Genomic DNA, 14,860 nt, shown 5'->3' with positions numbered 1-14,860 from the left:
GCGCGGCACGCGCGTCGCCGGGCCGGACGTCCGCCGTCAATGCTTGGGCGGATGCTGTTCCAGCCATTGCTTCATGAACGCGATCTCCTTTTCCTGCGCGGCGATGACATCCTTCGCCAGTTTGCGCAGCTTCGCGTCCTTGCCGTACTTCAATTCGACCTTCGCCATTTCAACCGCGCCCTGATGATGCGGAATCATGTGCGCGACGAAGTCCCGATCAGCGTCGCCCGTGTATTCGATGCTCGACATTCCCGACATCATTTTCTGATCGGCAGCCTGGAACGCGGCGGTGGACGAGACGTCCGTGGGCTTGGGCGCGTGCTGCTCCATGTTCATGCCGGGCATTGCGTCACTCGCGGGCGCGGCGGTCTGCGCGATTGCGGTTGCACTGCAGAGGGCGGTGAAGATCGCCAGCGCGATTCTTGTTGATTTCATCGAATCTCCTGTGAAAGGGCGGTTGCCAACATGCTTCCAGATCGGAACGCCTAGCCTAAAGCTTGCCACCGGGGTAAGGTAAAGCAGTTTCGTCTACATAAAAGAGCGAGCGATGCGAGGCCACATCTATCACACGACGACTATCCGCCGCCGCATGCGCTTTGCGATCACGCTTGCGCTGACTCTGTGCGCATCACACGTGACAATCGCCAAGCCAGGCGGCGAGCCCCTCGTGCTCGATACGCAGACCGGCATCCACAGCGGCGTGAGCGGCGGAACGGTGCTTCAGAGCGGTCCGCTCGGCGGCCCCGGCATGGTGCCAATGGCAACCTTGCCCGGCCTCCCGCAGCAGCCGGACCAGCCGATCGTGGTGTCGCCGTACGTCGAGTATTCGAGCGGACAGAGCAGCGTTCCCGTGCAGCCGGGCCACGGAGTGCGGCCGAGGAACCCGCGCGCGCCTTACCCCTGAGCGTCGGCCGGACTCAGTCCGCGCGATGCTCCAGCTTGAAGGACGCATCGCCGTCTTCGCCGAGCGCGTCGACGAGAAAGGGCAGTGACGTCTTCAGTTCCTTCGCCAGCGTGTACGGCGGATTGAACACGAACATGCCGCTACCGAACAGGCCGAAGCCATCCGTCGGCGGTTTTCTCACCGTCAGGGCCGCGTGCAGCCAGCCGTTCGGCTGAATCGCTTTCAACTGGTCGGCGAAACGCTGCGACTCCATGCGCGTGACGATCGGATACCAGACGGCGTAGGTTCCCGTTGCGAAACGCTTGAGGCTTTCCTCGAGACACGTGAGCGTGCGCGCATAGTCGCGCTTGTCCTCATACGACGGATCGATCAGCACGAGCGCCCGGCGCGACGGTGGCGGCAGGAGCGCCTTGATGCCGTCGAAGCCGTCGCCTTCGTAGATCATCGCGCGCCGGCCGGCATCGCGGAAATTGTGGCGCAGCACGTCGATTTCCGTGCTGTGCAGCTCGAAAAGCCGCATGCGATCCTGCTCGCGCATGGCGCGCCAGGCGAGGTACGGCGAGCCGGGATAAAAGCGCAGGTCGCCCTCGGGATTCAACGCCTTCACTTCATCGACGTAGTCCACGAGGAGCGGCGGCAGATCGCCGCGATCCCAAAGCTTGCCGATGCCGGTCTGAAACTCCGCGTTCTTCGTCGCGAAGCCTTCGGTGAGCGAGTAGACACCGGCGCCGGCGTGCGTATCGATATACCAATACGATTTGTCCTTCAGGCCGAGATGGCGAAGCATCTGGATGACGATCGCGTGTTTCAGCACATCGGCGTGATTGCCCGCATGAAAGGCGTGACGATAACTGAGCATGACGAGAGGCCCGCACGGGGCGTGAAAAAACGGGATGGAAAAGCGGCGGCGAAAGGGCGCCCATTCTAGCCCACGCCGTCCGTCGCACTATTCGTGACGCCAGCTTCGCTGCAGCGCGCCACGTCCTTCATGCACAATAACCTCTGCCGGGCATGCGCGAATAGCCGGCCGAAAGGCCTAGGCATTCCGATGCGCGGCGAGAAGTGTCCTATACCGAACGGCCAGCTGGATGGCCGCGCCGATGAATGGTGTCATACACCCGATGTCTTCCACTGAACAGGAGTGTCGCATGTCATCAAACGGTAAGCTCGACGGCAAGACCGCGGTCGTAACGGGCGCGGCGAGCGGCATCGGCCGCGCGATCGCATTTACGCTCGCGGGCGCGGGCGCGGCGGTCGCCATCGCCGATCTGAATCAGGCGGGCGCGGACGCCGTCGCCGAGGAAATTCGCGGCAAGGGCGGCAAGGCGATTGGCATCGCCATGGACGTGACCAACGAAGACGCCGTCAATCAGGGCATCGATCGCGTCGCGTCGGAACTCGGCGCGGTGGATATCCTCGTGTCGAACGCGGGCATCCAGATCGTCAACCCGATCGAAAACTATGCGTATGCCGACTGGAAGAAGATGATGGCCATCCACGTCGATGGCGCGTTCCTCACCACCAAAGCCGCGTTGAAGCACATGTACAAGGACGATCGCGGCGGCGTCGTGATCTACATGGGTTCGGTGCATTCGCACGAGGCCTCGCCGCTCAAGTCAGCGTACGTGACCGCGAAGCACGGCTTGCTCGGCCTCGCGCGCGTGCTCGCGAAGGAAGGCGCCGCGCACAACGTGCGCTCGCACGTCGTTTGCCCCGGTTTCGTACGCACGCCGCTCGTCGACAAGCAGATTCCCGAACAGGCAAAGGAACTGAAGATCAGCGAAGAGGAAGTCGTCAGGCGCGTGATGCTCGGCGGCACGGTGGACGGCGTGTTCACGACCGTCGACGATGTCGCGCAGACCGTGCTGTTCCTTTCCGCGTTCGAGACCGCGGCGCTGACGGGACAATCGTTCGTCGTGAGTCACGGCTGGTTCATGCAATAGGGGAGAACACGCGGGATGTCGGAAATCGAAAACGAACAAGCAGTACGACGGGGAAGCGCGCGGAACCAGAACGAGGCGCGCACGCAATCTGGCATCCAGTTGCCGCCTTACGAAACGATCGCGCTGATGCTGCAGGGCGGCGGCGCGCTCGGCGCTTATCAGGCAGGCGTCTATCAGGGGCTGCACGAAGCGGGCATTCACCCGAACTGGATCGCCGGCATCTCGATCGGCGCGCTCAACACGGCGATCATCGCGGGCAACGCGCCGGAGCATCGTGTGACGCGTCTCGTGGAGTTCTGGGAGACGATCTGCCAGCCCGCATTCGGGTTCCCGTTGCCGGCTTTCGTCGAGCGCGCGCTGTTCGATTCCTCCGATGAGGTCCGCAAGGCTTTCACCGCGATGCAGGCGTTCGGTGCGCTCGTCGAAGGGCAGAAGGGCTTTTTCGTGCCCCGCTTTCCGACTCCGTCGCCGATTGCATCGAGTTCGCCGCAAACCGCGAGCTACTACGACACGACGCCGCTCAAGGCCACGCTCGAACGTCTCTGCGATTTCGACCGCATCAATTCCGGCGAGACGCGCGTGTCGGTCGGCGCGGTGAACGTCGCGACCGGCAATTTCGCCTATTTCGACAACGCGCAGATCAAGCTGCGCGCGGAGCATTTCATCGCTTCGGGCGCGCTGCCGCCGGGCTTCGCCGCGGTCGAGATCGACGGTCAGTTTTATTGGGACGGCGGCCTCATGTCGAACACGCCGCTCTACGAGATCGCGCAGGCGACGCCGCGCCGCGACACGCTCGCCTTTCAGGTCGATCTGTGGAGCGCGCGCGGGCCGGTGCCGGACAGCATCGTCGACGTGATGGGGCGCATGAAGGACGTGCAGTATTCGAGCCGCACGCGTCTCGTCACGGATCAGATGCAGCGCTCGCAGCGCTACCGGAACGTGTTGCAGCACGTGCTCGACCTCGTGCCCGAAGAGACTCGCAAGAGCGACGAATGGTGCCGTCTCGCTGCCGAACTCGCGTGTTCGAAGCGCTACAACATCATTCACCTGATCTACCGCCACAAGGAATACGAAGGCCACTACAAGGATTACCAGTTCGGTTTCTCGACGATGCGCGAGCACTGGGAAAGCGGTCTCACCGATATCCGCCGCACGCTTGCGCATCGCGACTGGCTCGACATGCCCAACGGCGAATCGCGCTTCGCCACTCACGACATCCATCGCGGCGAGTGAGCCGATCGGGCGGGAAAGTGTGCCCTTTTGTATAATCCGGGACGCATTCCGGCGGCTGTCTCTGACTGACGCCGCCGGGCTTCACGACTCCTCCCGGCTTTAGATGAACTCGATCGCGGTCTGCTTCGTCTGTCTCGGCAACATCTGCCGCTCGCCCAGCGCGGAAGCGGTGATGCGCGAGCTCGTCGAGCGCGCGAATCTGGCTGACCGGATCGTCATCGATTCGGCGGGCACGGGCGACTGGCATATCGGCGAGCCGCCAGACGAGCGCGCCCAGAAGGCGGCGAAGAATCGCGGCTACGATCTGTCGACGCTGCGCGGGCGTCAGGTCGCCGCCGCCGATTTCACGCGCTTCGATCTGTTCATCGTCATGGACGACGCCAACGCAGCCGCGTTGACGGCGGTTTGTCCGCCCGAGCATCGCGACAAGATTCGTCTGCTGATGGAATTCGCCACGCGCGACGACAGCCGCGTCGTGGTCGACCCCTATTTCGGCGGCGCAGAAGGCTTTGAAAAAGTGCTCGATCAGTGCGAAGACGCGTGCGAGGGCCTGCTGAAAGCCTTGCGCGCCCAATTGACGGCCTGACGGCAAGCCTTCGCGCGCCAGCCGTGCGATCGCAAAAAAACTCAATTAAAAAGCTACTTATCTCGCCCGGGATACTTGACTAAAACTGTGGGATATTTATACTTGACGAAAATCATCGAGTATTAGCGGTAGCCCCCAATTATGAGACTCACCACGAAAGGCCGTTTCGCCGTCACGGCGATGATCGACCTGGCGTTGCGCCAGGAGCAGGGCCCGGTGACGCTGGCAGGCATCAGTCAGCGCCAGCGCATCTCGCTTTCCTATCTCGAACAGCTCTTCGGCAAGCTGCGGCGGCATGAGATCGTCGAATCGGTCCGCGGACCGGGCGGCGGGTACAACCTCGCGCGCCGCGCGGAAAACGTCACGGTGGCGGACATCATCATCGCGGTCGACGAGCCGATCGACGCCACGCAATGCGGCGGCAAGGGCACCTGCGAAGGTACCAAGCAGCACGATGGCCACTGCATGACCCACGAGCTCTGGGCGACGCTCAACCAGAAGATGGTCGAGTATCTCGATTCCGTCTCGTTGAAGGATCTGGTCGACCAGCAGCGCGCACGCGAAGGCTCGGCGACGGTCCTGCGCGACCGCCGCGCCGAATCGGCCGTCGAGGCCGCGCGCGTCGTGCCGAAGGGTCCGAATTCCATTTTCAACCTGGCCGGATGACACAAACGCCGCGCCGGCAAGAGCCGCGCGCATAGAAAGAGCGTCCCAGCCAAGAGCTTTGACCGATTTTCCCGGAGCGACTGATGAACAACGATATTCCCCACCTGCCCATTTACATGGACTACAGCGCGACGACGCCCGTCGATCCGCGCGTGGTGGACAAGATGATCCCGTATCTTCGCGAGCAGTTCGGCAATCCGGCCTCGCGCAGCCATCAATACGGCTGGGATGCGGAGCGTGCGGTCGAGGAAGCGCGCGAGAACGTCGCGGCGCTCGTCAATTGCGATCCGCGCGAGATCATCTGGACGTCGGGTGCAACGGAATCGGACAATCTGGCCATCAAGGGCGCCGCGCACTTCTATAAAAGCAAGGGCAAGCACCTCATCACGGTGAAGACGGAGCACAAGGCCGTGCTCGACACCACCCGTGAGCTGGAGCGCGAAGGCTACGAAGTCACGTATCTCGACGTGAAGGACGACGGTCTCATCGATCTCGACAAGCTCAAGGCGGCGATCCGCCCGGACACGATCCTCGTGTCGGTCATGAGCGTGAACAACGAAATCGGCGTGATCCAGGACATCGAGGCAATCGGCGAGATCACGCGTGAAAAGGGCATCATTTTCCACGTCGATGCGGCGCAGGCCACCGGCAAGATCCAGATCGACCTGCAAAAGCTGAAGGTCGACCTGATGTCGTTCTCGGCGCACAAGACCTATGGCCCGAAGGGCATCGGCGCGCTGTACGTGCGCCGCAAGCCGCGCGTTCGCATCGAGGCGCAGATGCATGGCGGCGGTCACGAGCGCGGCATGCGTTCGGGCACGCTCGCGACGCATCAGATCGTCGGCATGGGCGAGGCGTTTCGCATCGCGCGTGAAGAAATGGCGACGGAGAACGAGCGCATCCGGATGTTGCGCGACCGTCTGCTGAAGGGACTGCAGGACATGGAAGAGGTGTACGTGAACGGCGACATGGAACAGCGTGTGCCGCACAACCTCAACATCAGCTTCAATTTCGTCGAAGGCGAATCGCTGATCATGGCGGTGAAGGATGTCGCGGTCTCGTCGGGTTCGGCGTGCACGTCGGCGTCGCTGGAGCCTTCGTATGTGCTGCGCGCGCTCGGCCGTAACGACGAACTCGCGCACAGCTCGATCCGCTTCACGGTCGGCCGTTTCACCACCGAGCAGGACGTCGACTACGTGATCAACCTGCTGAAGACCAAGATCGCGAAACTGCGCGATCTGTCGCCGCTCTGGGAAATGCACAAGGACGGCATCGACATCTCGTCCATCCAGTGGGCCGCGCACTGAGCGACACGCGTTACCGAATAAAGGAGAGTTTGAATCATGGCTTATAGCGACAAGGTTCTGGACCACTACGAAAACCCGCGTAACGTTGGCTCCTTCGCGAAGGACGACGACACCATCGGCACCGGCATGGTCGGCGCGCCGGCTTGCGGCGACGTGATGAAACTGCAGATCCGCGTGGGCGCGGATGGCGTGATCGAGGACGCAAAGTTCAAGACCTACGGCTGCGGTTCCGCGATCGCATCGAGTTCGCTCGTCACCGAGTGGGTGAAGGGCAAGACGCTCGATCAGGCGCTCACCATCAAGAACACGCAGATCGCCGAGGAACTGGCGCTGCCGCCGGTGAAGATCCACTGCTCGATCCTCGCGGAAGACGCGATCAAGGCGGCGGTCGCCGACTACAAGCAGCGTCATGGCGTTGCAGCGCCGGAAGCACAGGCGTCGGAAGCGAAACAGCACGCGGCTTGAGTGACGAAAGCGGGCGCGACGCGTGTGCGTGGCGCCTCGAAGAGAGAAGCGAAGACTATGGCAATCACGTTGACGGATAAAGCGGCACAACACGTGCAGAAGTATCTGACGCGGCGCGGCAAGGGCGTCGGCCTGCGGCTGGGCGTGCGCACGACGGGCTGTTCGGGTCTGGCGTACAAGCTCGAATATGTCGATGAACTCGCGCCGGAAGACACCGTGTTCGAGACGGCGGGCGTGAAGATCATCATCGATCCGAAGAGTCTGCCGTATCTCGACGGCACCGAGCTGGACTTTGCCCGCGAAGGCCTGAACGAAGGCTTCAAGTTCAACAATCCGAACGCGAAGGACGAGTGCGGCTGCGGCGAATCGTTCCGCATCTGACGCGGAGGACGCCGGCGGTATCGGCAAAAGAGGCGGCGCGTGCCGCCTTTTTCATTAGCGCACACTGAATCCATAGACCTAGCATGGCCTCGCTCACCGACAGTCACTTCGATCTCTTCGATCTGCCGCAGACCTTCGCCGTCGACCAGCAGAAGCTCGACGACGCCTATCGCACCGTGCAGGCGCAAGTGCATCCCGACCGCTTCGCCGCTGCCGGCGACGCCCAGAAGCGTATCGCGATGCAGTGGGCCACGCACGCGAACGAGGCGTACCAGACGCTGCGCGATCCGTTGAAGCGCGCGCGCTACATGCTGTCGCTGCGCGGCATCGATGTCGGCGCGGAGAACAACACCGCGATGGAGCCCGCGTTCCTGATGCAGCAGATGGAATGGCGCGAAAATATCGAGGATGCAGCGGGCGCGAAGAATATCGGCGCGCTCGAGGCATTGCTCGACGAACTGCGCGAGGAAGAGCGCGTGCGCTTCACGAAACTCGAGGCGCTCGTCGACAGCCGGTCGGATCAGGCCGCGAGCGAGGCAGTGCGCCAGTTGATGTTCATCGAACGCGTGGCGCATGAAATCGGCGCGCAAATCGAACGGCTCGAACACGCGTAAGACGAGACAGCCGACCCAACCCCATAAGACCAAAGATGGCTTTACTGCAAATCTCAGAACCCGGCATGGCGCCGGCGCCGCATCAGCGGCGCGTCGCGGTCGGCATCGATCTCGGCACGACGAACTCGCTCGTCGCGGCCGTGCGCAGCAGCGTGCCCGAAGCGCTGCCCGACGAAGACGGCCACGTGCTGCTGCCGTCGGTCGTGCGCTATCTGGAGAAGGGCGGACGGCGCATCGGCCGCACCGCGAAGGAAGAAGCCGTCACCGACCCGCGCAACACGATCGTCTCGGTCAAACGCTTCATGGGCCGCGGCAAGAGCGAAGTCGAGGGCGCGGAGAATGCGCCGTACGATTTCATCGACGCGCCCGGCATGGTGCAGATCCGCACCGTCGATGGCGTGAAGAGCCCGGTCGAAGTATCGGCGGAAATTCTCGCGACGCTGCGTTATCGCGCGGAAGACACGCTCGGCGAGGATCTCGTCGGCGCGGTGATCACGGTGCCCGCCTATTTCGACGAAGCCCAGCGCCAGGCGACCAAGGACGCGGCGAAGCTCGCGGGCCTCAACGTGCTGCGACTGCTGAACGAGCCGACCGCGGCGGCGATCGCCTACGGTCTGGACAACGGCTCGGAAGGTCTGTACGCGGTCTATGACCTCGGCGGCGGCACCTTCGACCTGTCGATTCTCAAACTGACGAAGGGCGTGTTCGAAGTGCTGGCAGCGGGCGGCGATTCCGCGCTCGGCGGCGACGACTTCGACCACGTGCTGTATCGCCATGTGCTGGCGCAGGCGGGCGTCGCGCTCGACACGCCGGAAGACGTGCGCCTGTTGCTCGATCGCGTGCGCTCGGCGAAGGAAGCGCTGACGGACGCGCCCGAGACGCGCGTGCAGGCGACACTTTCGACCGGCCGCGAAATCGACGTCGCCGTGACCGAAGCGCAATTTGCCGCGCTGACGGAAGCGCTCGTCGCGCGCACGCTCGCGCCGACGAAAAAGGCGCTGCGCGACGCGAAGGTGACAGCCGGCGATATCAAGGGCGTCGTGCTGGTCGGCGGCGCGACGCGCATGCCGGTGATTCGCCGCGCGGTCGAGGCGTTCTTCGGCCAGCCGCCGCTCATCAATCTCGATCCGGACCAGGTCGTCGCGCTCGGCGCCGCGATTCAGGCCGATTTGCTCGCCGGCAACCGCCGCGGCGAAGGCGACGACTGGCTGCTGCTCGACGTGATTCCACTGTCGCTCGGCGTCGAAACCATGGGCGGCCTGACCGAGAAGATCGTCCCGCGCAATTCGACGATCCCGACCGCGCGCGCGCAGGATTTCACGACCTTCAAGGACGGCCAGACGGCGATGGCAATTCACGTCGTCCAGGGCGAGCGCGAACTCGTCTCCGACTGCCGCTCGCTCGCACGTTTCGAGCTGCGCGGCATTCCGCCGATGGCCGCGGGCGCCGCGCGCATTCGTGTGACCTATCAGGTCGATGCGGACGGTCTGTTGTCCGTGTTCGCGCGTGAGCAGACCTCGGGCGTGGAGGCGTCGGTGGTGGTGAAGCCGTCGTACGGCCTCGCCGACGACGAGGTCGCCCGGATGCTCGAAGAAAGTTTCAGGACCGCGGATGTCGACATGCGCGCGCGCGCGTTGCGCGAGGCGCAGGTGGAAGCGGAGCGCCTGATCGAAGCGACGCATGCCGCTCTCGAAGCCGACGCCGAACTGCTCGACGATGACGAGCGCGTTGAAATCCAGACGCTCGTGGCCGCACTGGCGGCGCTTGCAAACGGCGATTCGGTCGAGAGCATCGAAGACGCGACCAAGGCGCTCGCCACCGCCACCGACGAATTCGCCGCGCGCCGCATGAACAAGAGCATTCGCCGCGCGCTCGCGGGCCGCAAGCTCGACGACGTCTGATCGTCGCGCCGCTATCGAACAGACAAGCGAACAAACAAGCATTTACGGAAAATCAGTCCCATGCCTCAAATCGTTGTACTGCCTCACGTTGAACTCTGCCCGGACGGCGCGGTAATCGACGCCGACCTCGGCAAGAGCATCTGCGACAACCTGCTGGAACACGGCATCGAGATCGAGCACGCCTGCGAGAAATCGTGCGCGTGCACGACGTGCCACGTCATCATTCGCGAGGGCTTCAACGCGCTCGAACCGTCCGAGGAAGACGAGGACGATCTGCTCGACAAAGCGTGGGGTCTCGAACCGACATCGCGGTTATCATGTCAGGCAATGGTGCCTGCCGACGAGGATCTGGTGGTCGAGATCCCGCGGTACTCCATCAATCACGCCAAAGAAAATCACTGACAGGAGGCTCGCCCATGAAGTGGACGGATACTCAGGACATCGCGATGGCACTCACCGACGCGCATCAGGATATCGATCCCCAATATGTGCGTTTCACTGACCTGCATCGCTGGGTGACGGAACTGGACGGATTCGACGACGACCCACAAAAATCCAACGAGAAGATTCTGGAAGCGATCCAGGCAGCATGGATCGAAGACGCGGATTATTGATCTTCAGTTCTAGTGTCGGCCCGGCAACGGCGGCTTCGCAAGAAGCCGCCGTTTTGTTTTATGCGCGTTGTCATCACTTTGCAATGCGAATCAATTTCGCGATCACGGCCGCGCGTTTGTGATGCCTCGTCGCATTCCGGCGAGAAAGCCGCTCAGACCCGCGCGCCGCGTTCCGCCAGTTGACGCTGCAGCGTCGGCCACATTTTCGCCACCGCTTCCTCGCCCGCGAGAATCGACGCGTTGCGCTGGCTGAAATCGCTGCTGCTCATCGCGGCGAGGTTCGGGCGGATCACCGCGTTCGCGTATTTATCGAGTTCGTAGGCCTTGATCGTCTGGCCCATGATGGTGAACGTCTGCATCAGCACGTCGAACGAACTCGACGTCAGGCCGCTCTCCGGCCGCGCGGAGATATCGACGGCGATCACGAAATCGGCGCCCATCTTGTGCACGAATGCCGCCGGCACCGGACTCACGAGCCCGCCGTCGACATACTCGCGCTCGCCGATCTTCACCGGCTCGAAAATCGACGGCACGCTGCACGACGCACGCACCGCGATGCCCGTGTTGCCACGCTGAAAGAGGATCGGCTGGCCGCTCCTCAGATCCGTGGCGACGATGCCGAGCGGTTTCGCCATCTTTTCGATCGGACGATTGTCGAGCGTCTTGTTCAGGTAGTTTTGCAGCGCGACGCCCTGCAGGATGCCGCGCGCGCGAAAGGGCATCGCCCAGTCGCTGATGGCGGCTTCGTCCATCGTCAGCGCGAGCTTGTTGATCGCGATGCCGTTCATCCCCGACGCGTACAACGCCGCGATCACCGAACCCGCGCTCGTGCCCGCGACCAGATCGACGCGCACGTTGCGCGCCTCCAGCGCCTTGATCACGCCGATGTGCGCGAAGCCGCGCGCGGCGCCGCCGCCGAGCGCGAGGCCGATGCGCAACGGCTGCTGCGGCTCGGTCTTCGTCGGCGGGACGGAAGCGGTTCCGCCCGGGACGCCGCCGCTCGTGGTCGTGCAGGCGGCAAGAACGGACGAAGCGGCCGCGAGCGAAAACGCGCGGCGCGAAAGACGGGGTGACGATGAATTCAAGGTGTGCTCCAGCGGTGCAGCGGGTCCCGCGCGCTCCGTCCATGCGGGCGTTGCGGGAGATCGGGAAAAGCGCGCACATCATAAAACAAAAGGCCATCGGACCGACGCAAAGCAGGTGGCGAGTATAATTTCGTCTCATTTTGGGCGGGCGCTGAAGCGCAAACGCAGCGCAAACGCAGCGCAAACGCGGCGTGAACCCGTGCCCGCCATCCATCGAGCAAACCGCAATGACCACCCAAGTCCGTACCCGCTTCGCACCGAGCCCGACTGGCTTCATCCATCTCGGCAACATCCGCTCCGCGCTCTATCCGTGGGCGTTCGCGCGCAAGATGAAGGGCACCTTCGTGCTGCGCATAGAGGACACGGATCTCGAGCGTTCCACCGACGCATCGGTCGATGCGATCCTCGAAGGCATGGCGTGGCTCGGGCTCGATTTCGACGAAGGTCCGTTCTATCAGATGCAGCGCATGGACCGGTATCGCGAAGTCGTCGCGCAGATGATGGAGAAAGGCCTTGCGTACCACTGCTACATGTCGACGGAAGAACTCGACGCGCTGCGCGAGCGCCAGCGCGCCGCGGGCGAAAAGCCGCGCTACGACGGCACGTGGCGTCCCGAGCCCGGCAAGGTGCTGCCGCCGGTGCCGGAGGGCGTGACGCCGGTCGTGCGTTTCCGCAATCCGCTGACGGGCGCGGTCGCGTGGGACGACGCGGTGAAAGGCCACATCGAAATCTCGAACGACGAACTCGACGATCTCGTGATCGCGCGTCCCGACGGCACGCCGACCTATAACTTCTGCGTGGTCGTCGACGATCTCGACATGAAGATCACGCACGTCATTCGCGGCGACGATCACGTGAACAACACGCCGCGTCAGATCAACATCCTGCGCGCGCTCGGCGGCGAAGCGCCGGTCTACGCGCATCTGCCCACGGTGCTGAACGAGCAGGGCGAGAAGATGAGCAAGCGCCACGGCGCGATGAGCGTGACGGGCTATCGCGACAACGGCTATCTGCCCGAAGCGGTGGTGAACTATCTCGCGCGTCTGGGCTGGTCGCATGGCGATGCGGAAATTTTCTCGCGCGAACAGTTCGTCGAATGGTTCGATCTCGAGCATCTCGGCAAGTCGCCCGCGCAGTACGATCACGACAAGCTCAACTGGCTGAACGCGCATTACATCAAGGAAGCGGACAATGCGCGTCTCGCGGAGCTGACCAGGCCGTTCCTGCTGCAGGCGGGCATCGATGCCGCGGCCATCGACGGCGGCGCGCCGCTCGATCAGGCGATCGCACTGCTGAAGGATCGCGCGTCGACGATCAAGGAAATCGCCGATAACGCTGCGATGTTCTATCGCGAACCTGCCATCAATCCGGAAGCCTTCGCGCAGCACGTCACCGACACGGTGCGTCCGGCCATCGCCGAGCTGCGTGCGGCGCTCGCGGACATCGACTGGACCAAGGAGGCGATTTCGGCCGCGCTGAAAGCCACGCTCACCGCGCATAAGCTCAAGATGCCGCAACTCGCGATGCCGGTGCGTCTGCTGGTCGCGGGCACGACGCACACGCCGTCGATCGATGCCGTGTTGATGCTTTTCGGCCGCGAAACCGTGTTGAAACGTCTGGAAAAGGCGGCAGGCTGAACGCGCCGGGAAGGATGGCGGGCCGAAAAGCGCGGCGCGTCATCCATTGCGCGTGATCGCGGGAAGCGAGGCAAATAAATTTCGCTTCAGTCATCAGATGGTATTTACAACTTCAAAAACGCCCTATACAATCTCGTTTCTGTTCTGCAAGGGGGTATAGCTCAGCTGGGAGAGCGCTTGCATGGCATGCAAGAGGTCAGCGGTTCGATCCCGCTTACCTCCACCAAAGAACAGATGAAGTAGCGAAGCAGGTTCTCCGGAGTTACGGAAGTCGCAAAAAATACTTCACAAGCAGCATGAAGTTGTATAGAATTTCGGTCTTCGCTGATATGCGGCAAGTAAATGAGCAGATCAGCGAAACAGCGGTAAAGACAGAATCACAAGTTTCTGTCCCCTTCGTCTAGAGGCCTAGGACATCACCCTTTCACGGTGAGTACAGGGGTTCGAATCCCCTAGGGGACGCCAGAACATCGGCGGCTGCTAGTAAAGCGCTGCAAGATTCGCAAGTGACACTGCGAATCGATGAAGAGAAGTGGAGCGGTAGTTCAGTTGGTTAGAATACCGGCCTGTCACGCCGGGGGTCGCGGGTTCGAGTCCCGTCCGCTCCGCCAAACTTGCGAGCAGGAACACTCCGGCTAATGAGAGCCGGTTTTTTTTCGCCGCAAAGTGTGTAGAAGTTGAAGTCCCCTTCGTCTAGAGGCCTAGGACATCACCCTTTCACGGTGAGTACAGGGGTTCGAATCCCCTAGGGGACGCCAGAACATCGGCGGCTGCCAGTAAAGCGCTGCAAGACTCGCAGATGACACTGCGAATCGATGAAAAGAAGTGGAGCGGTAGTTCAGTTGGTTAGAATACCGGCCTGTCACGCCGGGGGTCGCGGGTTCGAGTCCCGTCCGCTCCGCCAAATCGTTGTTCGAGAAATCCAGCCTTCCGGCTGGATTTTTTTTGCCCGCGTTTTCCCCGTTCCGCTACTGGCCTGCCTCGGGGCCGTAATAATGGCCATTGCCAGTCCGCGCGCACTGTCTTAGTGTTTAGGCACTTGTTCTCGTGCCCGTGCGATGCTCGATCCGACCGAAGACCTCTCGCTCTATCAACTGCGCCAGGCGACCATGGCCGACTTCGCCTTCGCCGAAGCGCTCACGCACGACAACATGGTCGGCTATTACCGGCGTCACAATCTCGTGTGGCGCGGCGATCTCTTCCTCTCCAGCTGGCGCGAATCCGAGAATTTCATCCTGCAGGCGGACGGCATGCCGATCGGTGTGATGCGCGTCACCGAGGAAGACAACTCGCTGCATATTCGCGACGTGCAGATCGCGCAGGGTTATCGCGGACGCGGTGCGGGGACGTTCCTGCTCAACACCGCGCATCGCTGGGCGCGCTCGCGCGGGCTCGCCGAATGCCAGTTGAGAGTGTTCGTCGATAATCCGGCGGCGCGACTCTACGCCCGTCTGGGTTATCGGCCGGCCGGATCGCGGCTCGCGCAGCTCGGGGCCATCCGGCATATGGTGCGGCGTATGTAGG

The 14,860-nt window shown here is 62.8% G+C and carries 17 protein-coding genes and 5 tRNA genes; 19 read left to right on the top strand and 3 right to left on the bottom strand.

Annotated features, from left to right (window positions below; all coding sequences use genetic code 11):
* Positions 1–36: 36 nt before the first annotated feature.
* Complete coding sequence (locus tag NK8_RS08660; RefSeq protein WP_213226072.1) at positions 37–435, bottom strand: DUF305 domain-containing protein; 399 nt, start codon at positions 433–435, stop codon at positions 37–39.
* Between the two features lie 112 nt (positions 436–547).
* Between NK8_RS08660 and NK8_RS08655 the strand changes: the two genes are divergently transcribed.
* Positions 548–904 (top strand): hypothetical protein, encoded by a 357-nt coding sequence (locus NK8_RS08655; protein WP_225936147.1) that lies wholly within the window; start codon positions 548–550, stop codon positions 902–904.
* 13 nt (positions 905–917) lie between these two features.
* On the opposite strand, the gene NK8_RS08650 is transcribed toward NK8_RS08655, so the two are convergent.
* Positions 918–1,763, bottom strand: coding sequence for a 23S rRNA (adenine(2030)-N(6))-methyltransferase RlmJ (locus NK8_RS08650; RefSeq protein ID WP_213226071.1), 846 nt, complete (start codon positions 1,761–1,763; stop codon positions 918–920).
* Between the two features lie 289 nt (positions 1,764–2,052).
* Between NK8_RS08650 and NK8_RS08645 the strand changes: the two genes are divergently transcribed.
* The 11 genes from NK8_RS08645 (at position 2,053) to iscX (ending at position 10,614) form a co-directional block, all read left to right on the top strand.
* Complete coding sequence (locus tag NK8_RS08645) at positions 2,053–2,847, top strand: 3-hydroxybutyrate dehydrogenase (protein ID WP_213226070.1); 795 nt, start codon at positions 2,053–2,055, stop codon at positions 2,845–2,847.
* Between the two features lie 15 nt (positions 2,848–2,862).
* Entirely contained in the window at positions 2,863–4,080 is a 1,218-nt protein-coding gene (locus NK8_RS08640) for a patatin-like phospholipase family protein (protein WP_213226069.1), read from the top strand.
* Between the two features lie 103 nt (positions 4,081–4,183).
* A complete protein-coding gene (locus NK8_RS08635; protein WP_162065838.1) occupies positions 4,184–4,666 on the top strand; it encodes a low molecular weight protein-tyrosine-phosphatase in 483 nt (160 codons plus the stop codon).
* A 141-nt stretch (positions 4,667–4,807) separates the two neighbouring features.
* Positions 4,808–5,332 carry a Fe-S cluster assembly transcriptional regulator IscR gene (iscR, locus tag NK8_RS08630; RefSeq protein ID WP_061179327.1) on the top strand — a complete coding sequence of 175 codons (525 nt, stop codon included), beginning with the start codon at positions 4,808–4,810 and terminating at the stop codon, positions 5,330–5,332.
* Between the two features lie 83 nt (positions 5,333–5,415).
* The gene (locus NK8_RS08625) at positions 5,416–6,639 is read left to right on the top strand and encodes an IscS subfamily cysteine desulfurase (protein ID WP_162065837.1); all 1,224 of its coding nucleotides are present in this window, start codon (positions 5,416–5,418) and stop codon (positions 6,637–6,639) included.
* Positions 6,640–6,675: 36 nt separating this feature from the next.
* The gene (gene iscU, locus NK8_RS08620; protein WP_162065836.1) at positions 6,676–7,104 is read left to right on the top strand and encodes a Fe-S cluster assembly scaffold IscU; all 429 of its coding nucleotides are present in this window, start codon (positions 6,676–6,678) and stop codon (positions 7,102–7,104) included.
* Between the two features lie 57 nt (positions 7,105–7,161).
* Entirely contained in the window at positions 7,162–7,485 is a 324-nt protein-coding gene (gene iscA / locus NK8_RS08615; protein WP_061179369.1) for an iron-sulfur cluster assembly protein IscA, read from the top strand.
* Positions 7,486–7,568: 83 nt separating this feature from the next.
* Complete coding sequence (gene hscB / locus NK8_RS08610) at positions 7,569–8,099, top strand: Fe-S protein assembly co-chaperone HscB (RefSeq protein WP_162065835.1); 531 nt, start codon at positions 7,569–7,571, stop codon at positions 8,097–8,099.
* 35 nt (positions 8,100–8,134) lie between these two features.
* Complete coding sequence (gene hscA / locus NK8_RS08605; protein WP_213226068.1) at positions 8,135–10,000, top strand: Fe-S protein assembly chaperone HscA; 1,866 nt, start codon at positions 8,135–8,137, stop codon at positions 9,998–10,000.
* Between the two features lie 60 nt (positions 10,001–10,060).
* Positions 10,061–10,402, top strand: coding sequence for an ISC system 2Fe-2S type ferredoxin (gene fdx, locus NK8_RS08600; protein WP_061179332.1), 342 nt, complete (start codon positions 10,061–10,063; stop codon positions 10,400–10,402).
* A 14-nt stretch (positions 10,403–10,416) separates the two neighbouring features.
* Complete coding sequence (gene iscX / locus NK8_RS08595) at positions 10,417–10,614, top strand: Fe-S cluster assembly protein IscX (RefSeq protein WP_061169811.1); 198 nt, start codon at positions 10,417–10,419, stop codon at positions 10,612–10,614.
* A 152-nt stretch (positions 10,615–10,766) separates the two neighbouring features.
* Here iscX and NK8_RS08590 read toward each other — a convergent pair whose 3' ends face one another.
* Positions 10,767–11,699, bottom strand: a complete 933-nt coding sequence (locus NK8_RS08590) for a patatin-like phospholipase family protein (protein WP_213226067.1) — start codon at positions 11,697–11,699, stop codon at positions 10,767–10,769.
* Positions 11,700–11,926: 227 nt separating this feature from the next.
* Here NK8_RS08590 and gltX point away from each other — a divergent pair, with 227 nt between their 5' ends.
* From gltX to NK8_RS08555, 7 genes are all read left to right on the top strand, one after another.
* Positions 11,927–13,336, top strand: a complete 1,410-nt coding sequence (gene gltX / locus NK8_RS08585; RefSeq protein ID WP_213226066.1) for a glutamate--tRNA ligase — start codon at positions 11,927–11,929, stop codon at positions 13,334–13,336.
* Positions 13,337–13,486: 150 nt separating this feature from the next.
* A tRNA-Ala gene (locus NK8_RS08580) sits at positions 13,487–13,562 on the top strand.
* A 163-nt stretch (positions 13,563–13,725) separates the two neighbouring features.
* A tRNA-Glu gene (locus NK8_RS08575) sits at positions 13,726–13,801 on the top strand.
* A 69-nt stretch (positions 13,802–13,870) separates the two neighbouring features.
* Positions 13,871–13,947 (top strand) — tRNA-Asp (locus tag NK8_RS08570).
* 71 nt (positions 13,948–14,018) lie between these two features.
* Positions 14,019–14,094: transfer RNA gene (locus NK8_RS08565), tRNA-Glu, on the top strand.
* Positions 14,095–14,163: 69 nt separating this feature from the next.
* Positions 14,164–14,240 (top strand) — tRNA-Asp (locus NK8_RS08560).
* A gap of 154 nt (positions 14,241–14,394) precedes the next feature.
* Entirely contained in the window at positions 14,395–14,859 is a 465-nt protein-coding gene (locus NK8_RS08555) for a GNAT family N-acetyltransferase (protein ID WP_213226065.1), read from the top strand.
* Position 14,860 lies beyond the last annotated feature (1 nt).

It is taken from the genome of Caballeronia sp. NK8 (assembly GCF_018408855.1).
Taxonomy (GTDB): Bacteria; Pseudomonadota; Gammaproteobacteria; order Burkholderiales; family Burkholderiaceae; genus Caballeronia.
This window is presented reverse-complemented; position numbering and strand designations above follow the sequence as displayed.

Excerpts from the sequence above, each read along its gene's own strand:
- NK8_RS08645 (WP_213226070.1), top strand. The coding sequence starts at position 2,053 with ATGTCATCAAACGGTAAGCTCGACGGCAAGACCGCGGTCGTAACGGGC.
- hscB (WP_162065835.1), top strand. The coding sequence starts at position 7,569 with ATGGCCTCGCTCACCGACAGTCACTTCGATCTCTTCGATCTGCCGCAG.
- iscX (WP_061169811.1), top strand. The coding sequence starts at position 10,417 with ATGAAGTGGACGGATACTCAGGACATCGCGATGGCACTCACCGACGCG.
- NK8_RS08555 (WP_213226065.1), top strand. The coding sequence starts at position 14,395 with ATGCTCGATCCGACCGAAGACCTCTCGCTCTATCAACTGCGCCAGGCG.
- NK8_RS08635 (WP_162065838.1), top strand. The coding sequence starts at position 4,184 with ATGAACTCGATCGCGGTCTGCTTCGTCTGTCTCGGCAACATCTGCCGC.
- NK8_RS08625 (WP_162065837.1), top strand. The coding sequence starts at position 5,416 with ATGAACAACGATATTCCCCACCTGCCCATTTACATGGACTACAGCGCG.
- NK8_RS08650 (WP_213226071.1), bottom strand. The coding sequence starts at position 1,763 with ATGCTCAGTTATCGTCACGCCTTTCATGCGGGCAATCACGCCGATGTG.
- iscU (WP_162065836.1), top strand. The coding sequence starts at position 6,676 with ATGGCTTATAGCGACAAGGTTCTGGACCACTACGAAAACCCGCGTAAC.
- NK8_RS08640 (WP_213226069.1), top strand. The coding sequence starts at position 2,863 with ATGTCGGAAATCGAAAACGAACAAGCAGTACGACGGGGAAGCGCGCGG.
- iscR (WP_061179327.1), top strand. The coding sequence starts at position 4,808 with ATGAGACTCACCACGAAAGGCCGTTTCGCCGTCACGGCGATGATCGAC.
- fdx (WP_061179332.1), top strand. The coding sequence starts at position 10,061 with ATGCCTCAAATCGTTGTACTGCCTCACGTTGAACTCTGCCCGGACGGC.
- NK8_RS08655 (WP_225936147.1), top strand. The coding sequence starts at position 548 with ATGCGAGGCCACATCTATCACACGACGACTATCCGCCGCCGCATGCGC.
- hscA (WP_213226068.1), top strand. The coding sequence starts at position 8,135 with ATGGCTTTACTGCAAATCTCAGAACCCGGCATGGCGCCGGCGCCGCAT.
- gltX (WP_213226066.1), top strand. The coding sequence starts at position 11,927 with ATGACCACCCAAGTCCGTACCCGCTTCGCACCGAGCCCGACTGGCTTC.
- iscA (WP_061179369.1), top strand. The coding sequence starts at position 7,162 with ATGGCAATCACGTTGACGGATAAAGCGGCACAACACGTGCAGAAGTAT.
- NK8_RS08660 (WP_213226072.1), bottom strand. The coding sequence starts at position 435 with ATGAAATCAACAAGAATCGCGCTGGCGATCTTCACCGCCCTCTGCAGT.